We start from the raw sequence: 12,522 nt of genomic DNA, 5'->3' as shown, positions 1-12,522 counted from the left end.
GCCCACGGCCGGACTACTCGCCCTTGTCCTCGGCGAGCGTGTGCGCGACCAGGGCGTTGGCGTGGCCGTGCCCCATCGCGTGCTCGGATTTGAGCCATGCCACGAGCTCCATGTGCTTCGTCAGCGGCGAGGCGCGGATGAGGTCCTTCCACTCCGCGACCGGGCGGCCGTACTTCTGCTCGATGGACGGGAAATAGCTGGCGGGGCCCTTCACTGCGTCAGTCATGACGGAAGTCTGTCAGCTGGGTATGACAGTCGCCCGGGAAAGCCGGATGAATCCCCGCCGGGCAGGTGGCGGTGGTGACGGGCGACGCCTCGCTCGCCGATCACCACCGCCACCTGGCCCCGGCCGATCCCGTCCCGGCCCGCGGAACGGCCCGGTCGGCGCGGAACCGCCCGGTCGGCGTGAATCCGCCCCTTGTGCGGCTCCCCTCAATACGCCACCATGCGCATGTCAAAACCGGAAGAACTTCGGTCGCAGAGGCTCCACACGCTCTGCGCAGGTCACTGGAGGGGACCCCCACATGAAAAAGCCTCTCGTCGGTGCGCTCTTCGCCGTGCTGCTCCTCGGAGCCGGTACCGCGCCCGCAACCGCGGCCACAAGCCACGACGCGGCAGCGCCCAGCACGGTCAAGGCGGCAGCATCATCGAGCCGCGCGGCAGTCAAGGCGAAGGCCGGGGCCAAGGCCATCGGCTTCGCCGGGACGGTGGCGCTCAGCAACTGTTCGGGATCGGTCGTCCGTACGCCCGGCTCCCAGCCGGGCGATCCCGCGCTCGTGCTCTCCAACGGGCACTGCATGGAGTCGGGCTTCCCCGGGCCCGGTGAGGTCGTGCTCAACCAGCCGTCCACCCGCAGCTTCACCCTGCTGAACTCCTCGGGCGGCGGCGTCGGCACGCTGCGGGCGAGCAAGATCGCGTACGGGACGATGACGGACACCGACATATCGGTGTACCAACTCACCTCCACGTACGCCCAGATCGAGAGCCGCTACGGGATCAAGGCGCTGGAACTCAACACCGCGCACCCGGTGCAGGGCGCCGCGATCACGGTGGCGTCCGGGTACTGGAAGCGCACGTACAGCTGCAACGTCGACGGGTTCGTCTACCGCCTCAAGGAGGGGGAGTGGACCTGGAAGGACTCGGTCCGCTACACCTCCGCCTGCCAGACCATCGGCGGCACGTCGGGCTCGCCGGTGATCGACAACACCACCGGCAAGGTCGTCGCCGTCAACAACACCGGTAACGAGGACGGGCAGAAGTGCACGGACAACAACCCGTGCGAGGTCGATGAGAACGGTCAGGTGACGGTCCGCAAGGGCATCAACTACGCCCAGGAGACCTACGGCATCGTGCCGTGCATCGGCGCAGGCAACAAGTTCGACCTGAGCGCCGCAGGGTGCCAGCTGCCCAAGCCGTAACGGCTGAGGCGCAGTTGGGCGGGGCGGGAGGAGCAGCACTCCCGCCCTGCCCCCACTCGCTCAGATCCGGCGCCACCGGGCGTTCGCGCAGGAGAAGAGGCCGAAGGCCGCCAGCCCCACCGCGACGAGGGCCAGCAGCCACGGGCCGGCCGGGGTCGCGCTGAAGGACCGCAGCGTGTCGTCCATACCTTTCGCCTCCCCGGACCGGGCCTTCACCGCGGCGGCCACGGCGAAACCGCCCGCCACCGCGAAGACCAGCCCGCGGGAGACCCCGCCGAAGACGCCGGTGATGTCCACGGCCCGTCGTTCGGTGCGTGACATCTCGCCCATGCGCAGATGCTTGTGGAACTTGCGGAGTGCGGCCCGGCCGGCGATCCACAGACCCGCGCCGACGACGGCCACGCCGCCCGCCCCCACCAGCCAGCGGCCGCCCGGCATGTCCAGGACCCTTGCCGTGACGTCCTGCGACTGCGCGTCGCTGGAGCCGCTTCCGCTGCCCCGGTCGCCCGCCGCGAACATCAGGACCGAGTAGGACACGAAGCCGTAGAAGACGGCGCGCCCCGCCGATGCCAGCCGCTTGGTCGTCTTCTGCCCGTCGGGGCCCGCGGCCCCGAAGGCGGCCTCGGACAGCCGCCACAGGGCCATGCCCGCCAGTGCGGCACCGAGGACCCACAACAGGACCGATCCGAAGGGCTTCTGCGCGATCTCCGAGAGCGCCCCGCCCCGGTCGGCCGTCTTTCCGCCACCGCCACCGGTGTCGTTGAACGCTATGCGCAGCGCCAGGACGCCGACCAGGAAGTAGATCAACCCACGGGCCACGAATCCCGCACGGCCGCCCGCCTCGATCGTTGAACCATTTCCTGCGCGTCTTGCCTTTCCGTGCCCTTTTCGGGCTGTCGCAGAAATATTCATGTGCCCCGGGTGCCCGTGAAAACGGCTGGGAAACTGTTTCGCCCGAGTGCGACAGGAGCTCGGGCAAGGAGGTGTGGATCGGCAGAGCCGGGGCACTCGAATTTATGGAGGTTGATAAACATGGTTCCCCTGCTGGTAGTTCTTCTGGTCGTCCTGGCTCTCTTCGGTGCCGGGTTCGCGCTCAATCTGCTCTGGTGGATAGCGGCCATCGTGCTCGCGGTATGGCTGCTCGGCTTTGTCATGCGTTCGGGTTCCGGCGCCAGTCGCGGCCGCTGGTACCGCTGGTGACTCCAGGGGGTCAGGGCGTGTTCACGCGCCCGGCCCCCGGCCCCGCCGGACCGCCGCTTCGATGCCGTCCAGCAGTACGTCCAGCCCTGCGGTGAACGTCTCCCGCGCCTCCCGCTCCGGATACGGCACCGTGTCGTCCCCCGTCGGCTGCGGGGGCGCCGACTCCCGCTCCATCCGGCTCAGCTCCGGGTAGCGGTCCGCGAAGTCCGGGACCAGCTCGACGAGCGCCGCCGAGCGGGCGTACCACCACTCCTCGTCCGGCCGCCCCGTCGCCGACGCCGCCTCGCGCGCGTCGGCGACGGTCTGTGCGGCGCCCCGCACGAAGTGGAACAGCGTCCCGACCAGGCGCCGCAGCACCGCGGCGTCGAGCCCCGTGCCGTAGAGGCAGCGCACGAGCGTGTCCAGTGCGGCGTACTCGTGCGGGCCGAGCACCGGACGGGCCTGCGAGACCTGGAGCACCCAGGGGTGGCGCAGGAAGAACGCGAGTGTGTCCTGCGCCCAACGCGTCAGCTCCGTACGCCAGTCGCCCCCTGCGGGCCGGTCGCCGGGGAGCTCCGCGTGCACCGCGTCGTACATCAGGTCCAGCAGTTCGCTTTTGCCGGGAACGTAGGTGTAGAGCGCCATCGCCGTGCGCCCGACCCGCTCGCCCACCGCCCGCATCGAGAGCGCGGCCATGCCGTCCTCGTCGGCGACGGCGATCGCGGCGGCCACGATCGCGTCGACCGTCAGTCCGGGCCTGGGGCCGGGACCGGGGGTGCGGCCCGGCTCCTGCGGTGCGGCCGAGCGCCACAGCAGGGACATCGACCGTCGGGCATCGCCCTGCCCGGCATAGACCACCACTTGCGACTCCTTACGTCGTAAAGTAACTTCGCTCCCGCAACTCCTTATGCCGTAAAGTATCAAACTCCGATGAGAGGCTGGTGTCGCAGCGGTGGTGCGGACCTTGACTGTGTCGTATGTGCGGGTCGCGGGTGTCGAGCGGATCAGCCCGCGGATGCTGCGGGTCACCTTCTCCGGGGACGCGCTGGCGTCGGTCATGGAGGACCGGCCCGACCAGCAGATGAAGCTCTGCTTCCCGAGGCAGGGGCAGCACGCGCCCCGGCTGCCGGAGCCGGACGCCGAGGACACCTACGGAATGCGCTGGTACGAGGCCTGCCTCGCGATCCCCGAACCGGAGCGGCCGCTCATGCGGAGCTTCACCGTCCGCTCGTACGATCCCGGCTCCGGCCTCATGGCCGTCGACTTCGTGCTCCACGGCGACGGCGGGCCCGCCACCCGCTGGGCTCTCGGTGCCGGGCCCGGGGACGTGGTCGGCATGGTCGGCCCGTCCTCGGCGTACGCGCGGCCGCTGCCCGAGGCCGGCCGGTTGCTGCTGGCCGGCGACGAGTCGGCGCTCCCGGCGATCGGGACGATCCTCGAATCCCTGTCGGCCGGGGCGCCGGTGACGGTCTGCGCCGAGGTCGCCGACGCGGCCGAGGAGCAGCGGTTCGACACCGCGGCCGAGCTGACCCTGCGCTGGGTGCACCGGGACCGGGGCGAATCGCTGCTGGACGCGGTCCGGTCGGCCGCGCTGCCCGGGGGGAGCGCGGCCGCCTGGCTCGCGGGGGAGGCCGGCACGGTCCGGGCGCTGCGCCGCCATCTCGTCGAGGAACGCGGACTGCCCAGGTCCGCCGTCGAGTTCAGCGGCTACTGGCGGCGGGCGCTCACCCAGGACGACGCACCCACCGAGGACGACCTGGCGTGGGCGCGGGAGCGGGCGGCCGGGGCCTGAGCGGAGCGGCTGCTACCCGCGGGGCGCGGAGCGCACGGCCCGGCCGGCCAGGACCTGGGTCCGCTTGCCGTCCTCGATGACGAAGCGGCCGTCGATCAGTACGTGCGGGATACCGAAGGGCAGGGCGCGCGGCTCGTCGAACGTCGAGCCCGCGGCCACCGTCGAGGGGTCGAAGAGCACCAGGTCGGCGCGGTACCCCTCGCGTACCTGACCGCGGTCGGCCAGCCGCAGCCGGGCCGCCGGGCGGGACGTGAGGTGGGCGACGCACTCCTCCAGGGGCAGGATGCCCAACTCCCTCGCGTACCGGCCGAGATACTGCGGGAAGGTGCCGTACGCGCGCGGATGCGGCTTGTCGCCCTGGAGGATGCCGTCGCTGCCGCCGGTGTGGACGCGGTGGCGCATGATCTGCCGGACGTTGTCCTCGTGGCCCACGTGCTGAAGGATCGTCGTGCCGAGCCGGTCGTCAAGGAGCAGCCGCCGGGCGGTCACCCAGGGCTCCTCGCCGCGCAGCCGCGCGGACTCGGCCACCGTACGGCCGACGTACTCGCCGAGGCCGGGCACGCTGACGCCGGAGATCTCGATGCGGTCCCACTCGATCGGCACGCCGTGGCAGCCGTCCGCCCCGACGACCTCCATGGCGTGGCGGATCCTCGCGGCCGTCGGGCCGTCGGCGAGACGGGACAGGACCGACTCCGGTCCGCCCTCGCTCGCCCAGCTCGGCAGCATGGCGACCAGCGTCGTGCAGCCCGGGGTGTACGGGTAGGTGTCGAGGGAGATGTCGGCGCCCGTGTCCAGGGCCCGGTCGAGGAGGGCGAGCAGTTCCGGCGCCTTTCCCTCGTTCACGCCGAAGTTCATGGTGGCGTGCGCGAGATGGAGCGCGCAGCCCGCGGTACGGGTGAGCCGCACCATCTCCTCGTACGCCTCCAGCGCGCCCGCCCCGTAGGAGCGGTGGTGCGGGCAGTAGTAGCCGCCGTGTCCGGCCACCACCCGGCACAGCTCGGTGAGTTCGGCGTCGTCCGCGTACATGCCCGGGGTGTAGGTGAGCCCGGAGGACATGCCGACGGCGCCCTCGGCCATGGACTGGGCGACGAGTTGCTTCATCCGGGTCAGCTCGGCGTCGGTGGCGGGCCGGTCGTCCCAGCCGACCGCGTACATCCGGACGGTGCCCTGCGGGATCAGATAGGCGGCGTTGACGGCGATGCCCCGGCCGCCGAAGTTGCGGTCGAGACGGTCCAGGTACTCGCCGACGGTGCGCCAGTCGAAGTCGATGTCGCTCCCGTCGCCGTTCCAGCCGGTGATGGAGCGGCGGACCTCGGCGAGGGTGCGGTCGTCGACGGGGGCGTACGACAGCCCGTCCTGGCCGAGGACTTCGAGGGTGACGCCCTGCGCGGCCTTCGCGCTGTGGTCGGGGTCGCGGAGCAGGGCGAGGTCGCTGTGGGCGTGCATGTCGACGAAGCCGGGGGACAGGGCGAGGCCGTCGGCGTCGAGCGTGCGGGCGGCGGTGGGACGCGGGCCCGGGGCGTGCTCGGGGTGGATCTCCGCGATGCGGCCGTCGCGTACGGCGACGTCGGCGCGGTAGGAGGGGGTGGCGGTGCCGTCGATGACGCGGGCGTCGCGGATGACGAGGTCCATGGGAGTGCCTTTCAGTGGGGGTCCGGGGGCGCTGCCCCGGACCCCCGCGCCTCAGAGGGCGCCCGACGGCCTCTCAGCCGCCGGAGGGGCTTGGTTCCGGGCTCGCAAGCGGGCTCAGAAGAACGTGCGGATGTAGTCCGTGACCGTGCCGTCCGCCTGCACCAGCGGAATCAGCTGCCACTTGTCGAAGCTGGTGCACGGGTGCGAAAGGCCCATCCCGACCCAGTCCCCGACCTCCAGCCCGGTCCCCTCCTCGGTCCCGACCCACGCGTGCTGGTCCGACAGCTTGGTGACCTCGATCCCCGTGGCCGCCCGCACGGAGCCGTCCCGCCCCGACCGCACGACCTGTGCCTGGGGCAGATCGAGGTCGTACGCGGCGTCCCGCTTGCCCGCGTTGAGGAACGCCTGCTCGGGAGTCGGGCGTGAGACGACCTGCGCCCACAGCCGGAAGGCGGGCTGCAGCGCGCCCTCCTCGGGGACCCTGTTGAAGGGCGTCAGATGGCGGTAGTGGCCGTCGTCGTGCGAGACGTACGCACCTGAGCGGAGCAACTTGCAGACGGGGGAGGACAGTTCCGGGATGCCGGCGAACACGTCCGCCACCGCGTCGAACCACGCGCTGCCACCCGCACTGATCACGATCTGCTCACCGGCGTCCAGCGCGGCGAACCGCCCCTGTGCGTCGAAGGCCGCGGCCAGCGCGACGAGCCGGCGCAGCCAGTCCCGTACCCGCTCGCCGGTCGCCTGCGGCACCTCGCCCTCATAACCGGCCACGCCCACCAGGCGCAGGCTCCCGGCCGCGGCCACCGCGTCGGCGACCGCGGCGCAGTCGGCTTCGGTACGGGCGCCCGTGCGGGCGCCCTCGCCCGCGCCGAGCTCCACGACGACATCGACCGGGCGGGAGGCGCGGGCCGCGCGCAGGGCCTCGTCCATCAGCTCGACGCCGCGCACCGAGTCGACGTAGCAGACGAACCGGAAGCCGGGGTCGGCGTCCAGCTCGCCCGCGAGCCACCGCAGCGCGGTGGCGTCGACGAGCTCGTTGGCCAGGAAGATCCGCTGGATCCCGTATGCCCGGTAGACCCGCGCCTGGTGGGGCACCGCCGCGGTGATGCCCCATGCGCCGTGCTCCAGCTGGCGGGCGAACAGCTGCGGGGACATCGACGTCTTGCCGTGCGGGGCGAACACGAGACCGTGGCGCCGCGCGTACGTCTCCAGCAGGGCGAGGTTGTGCTCGACGGACTCGGCCGACAGGGCGAGCACCGGGGTGGTGAACCCGCCGGTGAAGAGGTTGCGCCGCTCGGCGGCCAGCGCGCCGACGGTCAGCCCCTCCGCGTCGGGCGGGAGCGCCTTGAACCGGTGGTCGACCCGCTCATCGGCGAGTCCGGCCGGTCCGGCCACGGGACGGTCGGCAGCCATGGGGTGCCTCCTCGATCGAAGTAGGTCGTCGTCAGTCGTGATCAGTCGTCGTCAGCCGTGTGCACCGCAGAAGCCGTGTGCGCCGCAGACGTCTGTACTGTATTGCGTTGCAACATATGCAACACCCATTGCGTATATCGCTCAGGGCTGTCTAACATCCGAGCCGATGCCCGGTCAATGGTGAGAACCGGTGCCGCCCGCAGACCAAGAGGAGCCCCGAGTGTCCGGAACCCCGGCCAGGACCGCCGCCGACACCGCGACCAGTGATGTCGTGTGCCTCGGTGAGTCCATGGTGACGTTCCTGCCCTCGCAGCCGGGACGCCTCGCCGACGTACCGTCCTTCGGCCGGGGGATCGGGGGCGCCGAGTCCAACGTGGCCTGCGCGCTCGCCAAGGCCGGGCACCGGGCGGCCTGGGTGAGCCGGGTCGGGGCGGACGGCTTCGGCGACCATCTCGTCGACGCGATCTCCGCCTACGGGGTCGACACCTCCGCGGTGCGGCGCGATCCCGCCCGCCCCACCGGCATCTACTTCCGCACGGCGACCGACCGCGCGGCCGACGTCCACGAGGTGGCGTACTACCGGGCCGGATCCGCGGCCTCCGCGATGTCGCCCGCCAACGTCCCCCGCGAGGCCCTGCTCGCCCGCCGGGTGCTGCACCTGTCCGGCATCACGGCCGCGCTCTCCGCCGACTGCCTGGCGCTGCTGCGCGAGCTGACGGCCCCGCGGCCCGGCCGCCCGCTCGTCTCCTTCGACGTCAACCACCGGCCCGGACTGTGGCGGGGCGGCGACGCCTCCCCCGGCGTCCTGCTGGACCTGGCCCGCGGCGCGGACCTCGTCTTCGTCGGGGAGGACGAGGCGCAGGAGGCGTGGGGCGTCGTGGGGGCCGAGGCGATCCGCGCGGCGCTGCCGGAACCGGCGGTGCTGGTCGTGAAGCGGGGCGCGGAAGGGGCCACGGTCTTTTCCCGGCTCCGCCCCGGGGCCGGCCTTTCGGCCTCCCCGGGAGCCGATTCGGTCACGGACGTCCCCGCGCTGCGCGTCGACGTCGTCGCGCCCGTCGGCGCCGGTGACGCCTTCGCGGCCGGATTCCTCTCCGCCACCCTGCGCGGACTGCCCGTCCGCGACCGGGCCCGGCACGGTCACCTGATGGCCGCCGCCGTCCTCACCGTCCCCGGCGACCTCACCGACCCGCCCGCCCGCGACCGGGCCGACCACCTCGCGGCCCTCGACGACGCCGCCTGGGGGAGACTGCGTCTCGGCCCCGGCTGGACGGGGGACGACACGGAGGTACGCAGCACATGAGCCAGACCGTCGACCGGGCGTTGAGCATCCTGCCACTGCTCGCGCAGGGACCCGCCGACCTCGGACAGGTGGCCGAGCGGCTCGGCGTCCACAAGTCCACCGCGCTGCGGCTGCTCCGTACGCTCCACGAGCACGGACTCGTCTACCGCCAGCAGGACCAGCGCTACCGCCTCGGCGCACGGCTCTTCGCGCTCGCCCAGGAGGCCGTCGAGAACCTCGACGTCCGGGAGATCGCCCACCCGCACCTCGCCGAACTCAACGAGAGCTGCGGACACACCGTCCACCTCGCGGTGTACGAGGAGAACGAGGTCCTCTACATCGACAAGGTCGAGAGCCGCTACCCGGTACGGATGTACTCCCGGATCGGCAAACCCGTCGCGATCACCGTCGCCGCCGTGGCCAAGCTCCTGCTCGCCGACCTGACCGAGCCGGAACGGCGCGCCGTCGCCGAGAAGCTCGACTACCCCATGTACACGTCCCGTTCGACCCCCGGCGCCGGTGCGTTCCTCAAGGAACTCGCCGCCGTACGCGAACAGGGCTGGGCCACCGACCTCGGTGGCCACGAGGAGTCCATCAACTGCGTCGGCGCCCCCATCCGCGGCGCCGACGGGCGTGTCGTCGCCGCCATGTCGGTCTCCGCACCGAACGTGGTCGTCACGGCGGAGGAACTCCTCACCCTGCTCCCGCTGGTCCGGCGCACCGCCGACACCATCAGCCGGGAGTACTCCGGCACCACCCGACCCAAGAAAGTCTGATCAGCGATGACCGACAAGACCGCACTCACCCCGAGCACCCACACCGCCCCGCCCGCGAAGTTCTCGCACGGAGTGAAGAAGGGGAACATCCTCCAGGTCGCCGGCCAGGTCGGCTTCCTGCCCGCGGTGGAGGGCCAGGCACCGACCCCGGCCGGTCCCACCCTGCGCGAGCAGACCCTCCAGACCTTCGCCAACGTCAAGGCGATCCTGGAGGAGGGCGGCGCGAGCTGGGACGACGTCATGATGATGCGCGTCTACCTCACCGACGTCGACCACTTCGCCGAGATGAACGAGATCTACAACACCTACTTCGGCGAGCAGAACCTCAAGGCCGCCCCCGCCGCGCGGACGACGGTCTACGTCGGCCTGCCCAAGGGCCTGCTCATCGAGATCGACGCCCTCGCGGTCCTCGGCTGATACCGACCGAGCCTGATCCCCTTGCCGCTCCCGCTCCACCGCACCACGCCGTACGGCACGGCGCCCCGCCCCACCGGGGCGCCGTGCCGCGCTCCCCCCTACCCGCAACCCATGGCCGACAACGGAGTTACCCATGCTGCTCGCCGCGAGCCCCCCACCGGTCGAGACGCCACCCCACACCGGTGGACTCCTCCTGCTGATAGACGGGACGGCCGGTCTGCTGACCGTCGCCGTACTCGGAATCGCCCTCCTCCTCTTCCTGATCATCAAGGTCAGGCTGCAGCCGTTCGTCGCGCTGCTCGCCGTCTCCATAGCCGTCGGCCTGGGCGCCGGACTCTCCGTCACGGAGCTCTTCGGCACGGTGCAGAAGTCGGCCGCCGTCTCCGTCATCGAATCCGGCATGGGCGGCATCCTCGGCCATGTCGCGATCATCATCGGCCTCGGCACGATGCTCGGCGCGATCCTCGAAGTCTCCGGCGGAGCAGAGGTGTTGAGCGCCCGGCTGCTGAATCTCTTCGGCGAGAAGCGCGCCCCGCTCGCCATGGGCCTGACCGGTCTGATCTTCGGTATCCCGGTCTTCTTCGACGTCGGCATCTTCGTCCTCGCACCGATCGTGTACGCCGCCGCCAAGCGCCCCCAAGCTCTCGACTCCGCTCGACCAGGGGGGACCCCCCGCGGCAAGTCGATCCTGCTGTACGCGATGCCGCTGCTGGCGGGCCTGTCCATGACCCACGCGTTCCTGCCGCCGCACCCCGGCCCGGTCGCCGCCGCCGGCCTCTTCCACGTCTCCCTCGGCTGGGTCATCCTGATGGGCGCCGTCGTCGGCATCCCGTCCGTACTGGCCGCCTGGGGATACGCCGCCTGGATCGGAAAGCGGATCTTCGTCGATGTCCCGCAGGACATGGTCGAGGCCGCCGAGGAGGCGAAGGCCGCGGTCGTCGCCGAGCAGCGCGCCGCCGGAGTCACCCCGCACGAGGCCCCGGTCGCGCTCGGCACCGTACTCGCGATCATCGGCACCCCGCTGGTGCTGATCCTCGCCGCGACGTTCTCCTCCATCGCCCTGGACCCCTCGACGCTCCGCTCGGTCGTCGAGTTCTTCGGCAACCCGTTCGTCGCCCTGACGATCGCGCTGCTGCTCGCGTACTACCTGCTCGGCATCCGGCGCGGCTGGTCCCGCAAGTCCCTGGAGTCGGTGTCGACCTCCTCCCTCAAGCCGGTCGGCAACATCCTGCTGGTCGTCGGCGCGGGCGGGATCTTCGGCGCCGTACTCAAGAGCAGCGGCATCGCGGACGCGCTCGCGGACACGTTCAACGACGTCGGCCTGCCGGTCATCCTGCTGGCCTGGCTGATCTCCGCGGTGCTGCGCATCGCCCAGGGTTCCGCGACGGTCGCCATCGTCACCACCGCGGGCATCGTCGTCCCGCTGGTCGAGGGCCAGGGCATGTCGCAGCCGCACCTGGCGCTGATCATCATGGCGATCTCGGCCGGTTCGATCATCGCCTCGCACGTCAACGACGGCGGTTTCTGGATGGTGTCGAAGTACTTCGGCATCTCGGAGCGCGACACCCTGAAGTCCTGGACGGTGCTGGAGACGGTCCTGTCGGTGGCGGGCTTCGTGGTGGCGGCGCTGCTGAGCCTGGTGATCTAGGTCCTGTTTCTCGGATCATGTACGGAGCCAGATCATGAGTGCTGCGAGTGTGACGGTGCCGAGGTAGATGTAGGCGCGTTTCTCGTAGCGGGTCGCGACGGCGCGGAAGCCTTTGAGGCGGTTGATGGTGCGTTCGACGGTGTTGCGCTTCTTGTAGAGCTCGCTGTCGAAACCGGTAGGCCGACCGCCGCGTGAACCTCGGTTCTTGCGGTGTCTCTGCTGGTCGAGACGTTCGGGGATGGTGTGCCGGATTCCGCGTCGTCGCAGGTAGCGGCGGTTCTTCCGGGACGTGTAGGCCTTGTCCGCCAAGACATGGTCGGGCCGGGTGCGTGGCCGGCCGACTCCGGCTCGCGGCACCAGAACCTGTTCCAGCACCCGCTCGAGCTGGGGTCCGTCTCCGTAGTGTCCGGGTGTCAGGACGAAGGCGAGGGGCCGGCATCGTCCCTCGGCAACGAGGTGGATCTTGGTGGTGAATCCTCCGCGGGAACGTCCCAGACATTCGCCGACCTGACCACCTCCTCCAGGCGGATGGTCAGTCTCCGCAGTACCGGATCGACCTGGTTCGTCCCCCACTTGGCCCCCCTTTGAGGGACGGCGGCCGGGGGCGCTTTCCTCGCACCGGCGGCGTGCTGGTGGGCTCGCACGGCTGTCGAGTCCACCGACACGTCCCAGTCGATGCCGCCCTCGGCGTCCTCGGCTACCTGGATGCGAGACAGCAGCATCTGCCAGGTTCCATCGGCTGACCAGCGACGATGTCGTTTATAGACCGTCTCCCATGGCCCGAATCGCTCCGGCAGATCCCGCCACTGCACGCCGGTCCGCACCCGGTAGAGAACCCCGTTGATCACCCGGCGGTGATCGCTCCACCGACCTCCACGCGTACCACCAGGAGGTAGGAACGACTCCAGCCGATCCCACTCCGCATTCGTCAGATCCCCACGGCCCATGAACCCAGCCTGGCCCCAACA

Annotated in this window: 13 protein-coding genes; 7 read left to right on the top strand and 6 right to left on the bottom strand. The window is 71.1% G+C overall.

The genetic code is table 11. From position 1 onward, the window contains the following. Nucleotides 1-13: 13 nt before the first annotated feature. Entirely contained in the window at nt 14-226 is a 213-nt protein-coding gene (locus OG322_RS12485; protein WP_123461290.1) for a DUF4287 domain-containing protein, read from the bottom strand. Nucleotides 227-524: 298 nt separating this feature from the next. Here OG322_RS12485 and OG322_RS12480 point away from each other — a divergent pair, with 298 nt between their 5' ends. Then, the gene (locus OG322_RS12480; protein WP_329306414.1) at nt 525-1,418 is read left to right on the top strand and encodes a S1 family peptidase; all 894 of its coding nucleotides are present in this window, start codon (nt 525-527) and stop codon (nt 1,416-1,418) included. Between the two features lie 60 nt (nt 1,419-1,478). On the opposite strand, the gene OG322_RS12475 is transcribed toward OG322_RS12480, so the two are convergent. Further along, nucleotides 1,479-2,330, bottom strand: a complete 852-nt coding sequence (locus OG322_RS12475; RefSeq protein WP_123461292.1) for a DUF1206 domain-containing protein — start codon at nt 2,328-2,330, stop codon at nt 1,479-1,481. Nucleotides 2,331-2,450: 120 nt separating this feature from the next. Between OG322_RS12475 and OG322_RS12470 the strand changes: the two genes are divergently transcribed. Further along, nucleotides 2,451-2,618, top strand: coding sequence for a hydrophobic protein (locus OG322_RS12470; protein ID WP_185095377.1), 168 nt, complete (start codon nt 2,451-2,453; stop codon nt 2,616-2,618). 21 nt (nt 2,619-2,639) lie between these two features. Here OG322_RS12470 and OG322_RS12465 read toward each other — a convergent pair whose 3' ends face one another. Further along, complete coding sequence (locus OG322_RS12465; RefSeq protein WP_329306413.1) at nt 2,640-3,458, bottom strand: TetR/AcrR family transcriptional regulator; 819 nt, start codon at nt 3,456-3,458, stop codon at nt 2,640-2,642. 91 nt (nt 3,459-3,549) lie between these two features. On the opposite strand from OG322_RS12465, the gene OG322_RS12460 reads away from it, so the two are divergent. Further along, nucleotides 3,550-4,389, top strand: coding sequence for a siderophore-interacting protein (locus tag OG322_RS12460; RefSeq protein ID WP_329306412.1), 840 nt, complete (start codon nt 3,550-3,552; stop codon nt 4,387-4,389). Between the two features lie 12 nt (nt 4,390-4,401). Here the strand turns inward: OG322_RS12460 and OG322_RS12455 are convergent, their stop codons facing one another. Together OG322_RS12455 and OG322_RS12450 are read right to left on the bottom strand one after the other, a co-directional pair. Then, nucleotides 4,402-6,021, bottom strand: coding sequence for an N-acyl-D-amino-acid deacylase family protein (locus tag OG322_RS12455; RefSeq protein ID WP_329306411.1), 1,620 nt, complete (start codon nt 6,019-6,021; stop codon nt 4,402-4,404). Between the two features lie 114 nt (nt 6,022-6,135). Next, nucleotides 6,136-7,434, bottom strand: a complete 1,299-nt coding sequence (locus OG322_RS12450; RefSeq protein ID WP_123461297.1) for an alanine racemase — start codon at nt 7,432-7,434, stop codon at nt 6,136-6,138. Between the two features lie 220 nt (nt 7,435-7,654). Here OG322_RS12450 and OG322_RS12445 point away from each other — a divergent pair, with 220 nt between their 5' ends. The 4 genes from OG322_RS12445 to OG322_RS12430 all read left to right on the top strand — a co-directional run bounded on the left by OG322_RS12445 (nt 7,655) and on the right by OG322_RS12430 (nt 11,554). Next, nucleotides 7,655-8,734, top strand: coding sequence for a sugar kinase (locus OG322_RS12445; protein ID WP_329306410.1), 1,080 nt, complete (start codon nt 7,655-7,657; stop codon nt 8,732-8,734). Next, nucleotides 8,731-9,489: an IclR family transcriptional regulator gene (locus OG322_RS12440; RefSeq protein ID WP_123461299.1), complete on the top strand. Its 759-nt coding sequence runs from the start codon at nt 8,731-8,733 to the stop codon at nt 9,487-9,489. Before OG322_RS12445 ends, OG322_RS12440 begins: the two co-directional genes overlap by 4 nt. A gap of 6 nt (nt 9,490-9,495) precedes the next feature. Continuing rightward, nucleotides 9,496-9,906 carry a RidA family protein gene (locus tag OG322_RS12435; protein WP_024493266.1) on the top strand — a complete coding sequence of 137 codons (411 nt, stop codon included), beginning with the start codon at nt 9,496-9,498 and terminating at the stop codon, nt 9,904-9,906. Between the two features lie 133 nt (nt 9,907-10,039). Then, nucleotides 10,040-11,554 (top strand): GntP family permease, encoded by a 1,515-nt coding sequence (locus tag OG322_RS12430; RefSeq protein ID WP_123461300.1) that lies wholly within the window; start codon nt 10,040-10,042, stop codon nt 11,552-11,554. Between the two features lie 15 nt (nt 11,555-11,569). On the opposite strand, the gene OG322_RS12425 is transcribed toward OG322_RS12430, so the two are convergent. Continuing rightward, nucleotides 11,570-12,501, bottom strand: a protein-coding gene (locus tag OG322_RS12425; RefSeq protein WP_266411293.1) for an IS5 family transposase whose coding sequence is annotated in 2 segments (ribosomal slippage) — nt 11,570-12,151 and nt 12,154-12,501 — 930 coding nt in all. Because the reading frame shifts where the segments join, the coding sequence is not laid out codon by codon here. Nucleotides 12,502-12,522: the final 21 nt, after the last annotated feature.

This window comes from Streptomyces sp. NBC_01260 (genome assembly GCF_036226405.1).
GTDB classification, from domain to species: Bacteria; Actinomycetota; Actinomycetes; order Streptomycetales; family Streptomycetaceae; genus Streptomyces; species Streptomyces laculatispora.
Note: the sequence above shows the minus strand (reverse complement) of the source record. Positions and strands in the feature narration are given on the sequence as shown.

What these genes read in the sequence shown, in the direction of transcription:
- OG322_RS12485 (WP_123461290.1), bottom strand. Translation starts at nt 226, where the DNA reads ATGACTGACGCAGTGAAGGGCCCCGCCAGCTATTTCCCGTCCATCGAG.
- OG322_RS12455 (WP_329306411.1), bottom strand. Translation starts at nt 6,021, where the DNA reads ATGGACCTCGTCATCCGCGACGCCCGCGTCATCGACGGCACCGCCACC.
- OG322_RS12480 (WP_329306414.1), top strand. Translation starts at nt 525, where the DNA reads ATGAAAAAGCCTCTCGTCGGTGCGCTCTTCGCCGTGCTGCTCCTCGGA.
- OG322_RS12450 (WP_123461297.1), bottom strand. Translation starts at nt 7,434, where the DNA reads ATGGCTGCCGACCGTCCCGTGGCCGGACCGGCCGGACTCGCCGATGAG.
- OG322_RS12430 (WP_123461300.1), top strand. Translation starts at nt 10,040, where the DNA reads ATGCTGCTCGCCGCGAGCCCCCCACCGGTCGAGACGCCACCCCACACC.
- OG322_RS12440 (WP_123461299.1), top strand. Translation starts at nt 8,731, where the DNA reads ATGAGCCAGACCGTCGACCGGGCGTTGAGCATCCTGCCACTGCTCGCG.
- OG322_RS12470 (WP_185095377.1), top strand. Translation starts at nt 2,451, where the DNA reads ATGGTTCCCCTGCTGGTAGTTCTTCTGGTCGTCCTGGCTCTCTTCGGT.
- OG322_RS12475 (WP_123461292.1), bottom strand. Translation starts at nt 2,330, where the DNA reads ATGAATATTTCTGCGACAGCCCGAAAAGGGCACGGAAAGGCAAGACGC.
- OG322_RS12435 (WP_024493266.1), top strand. Translation starts at nt 9,496, where the DNA reads ATGACCGACAAGACCGCACTCACCCCGAGCACCCACACCGCCCCGCCC.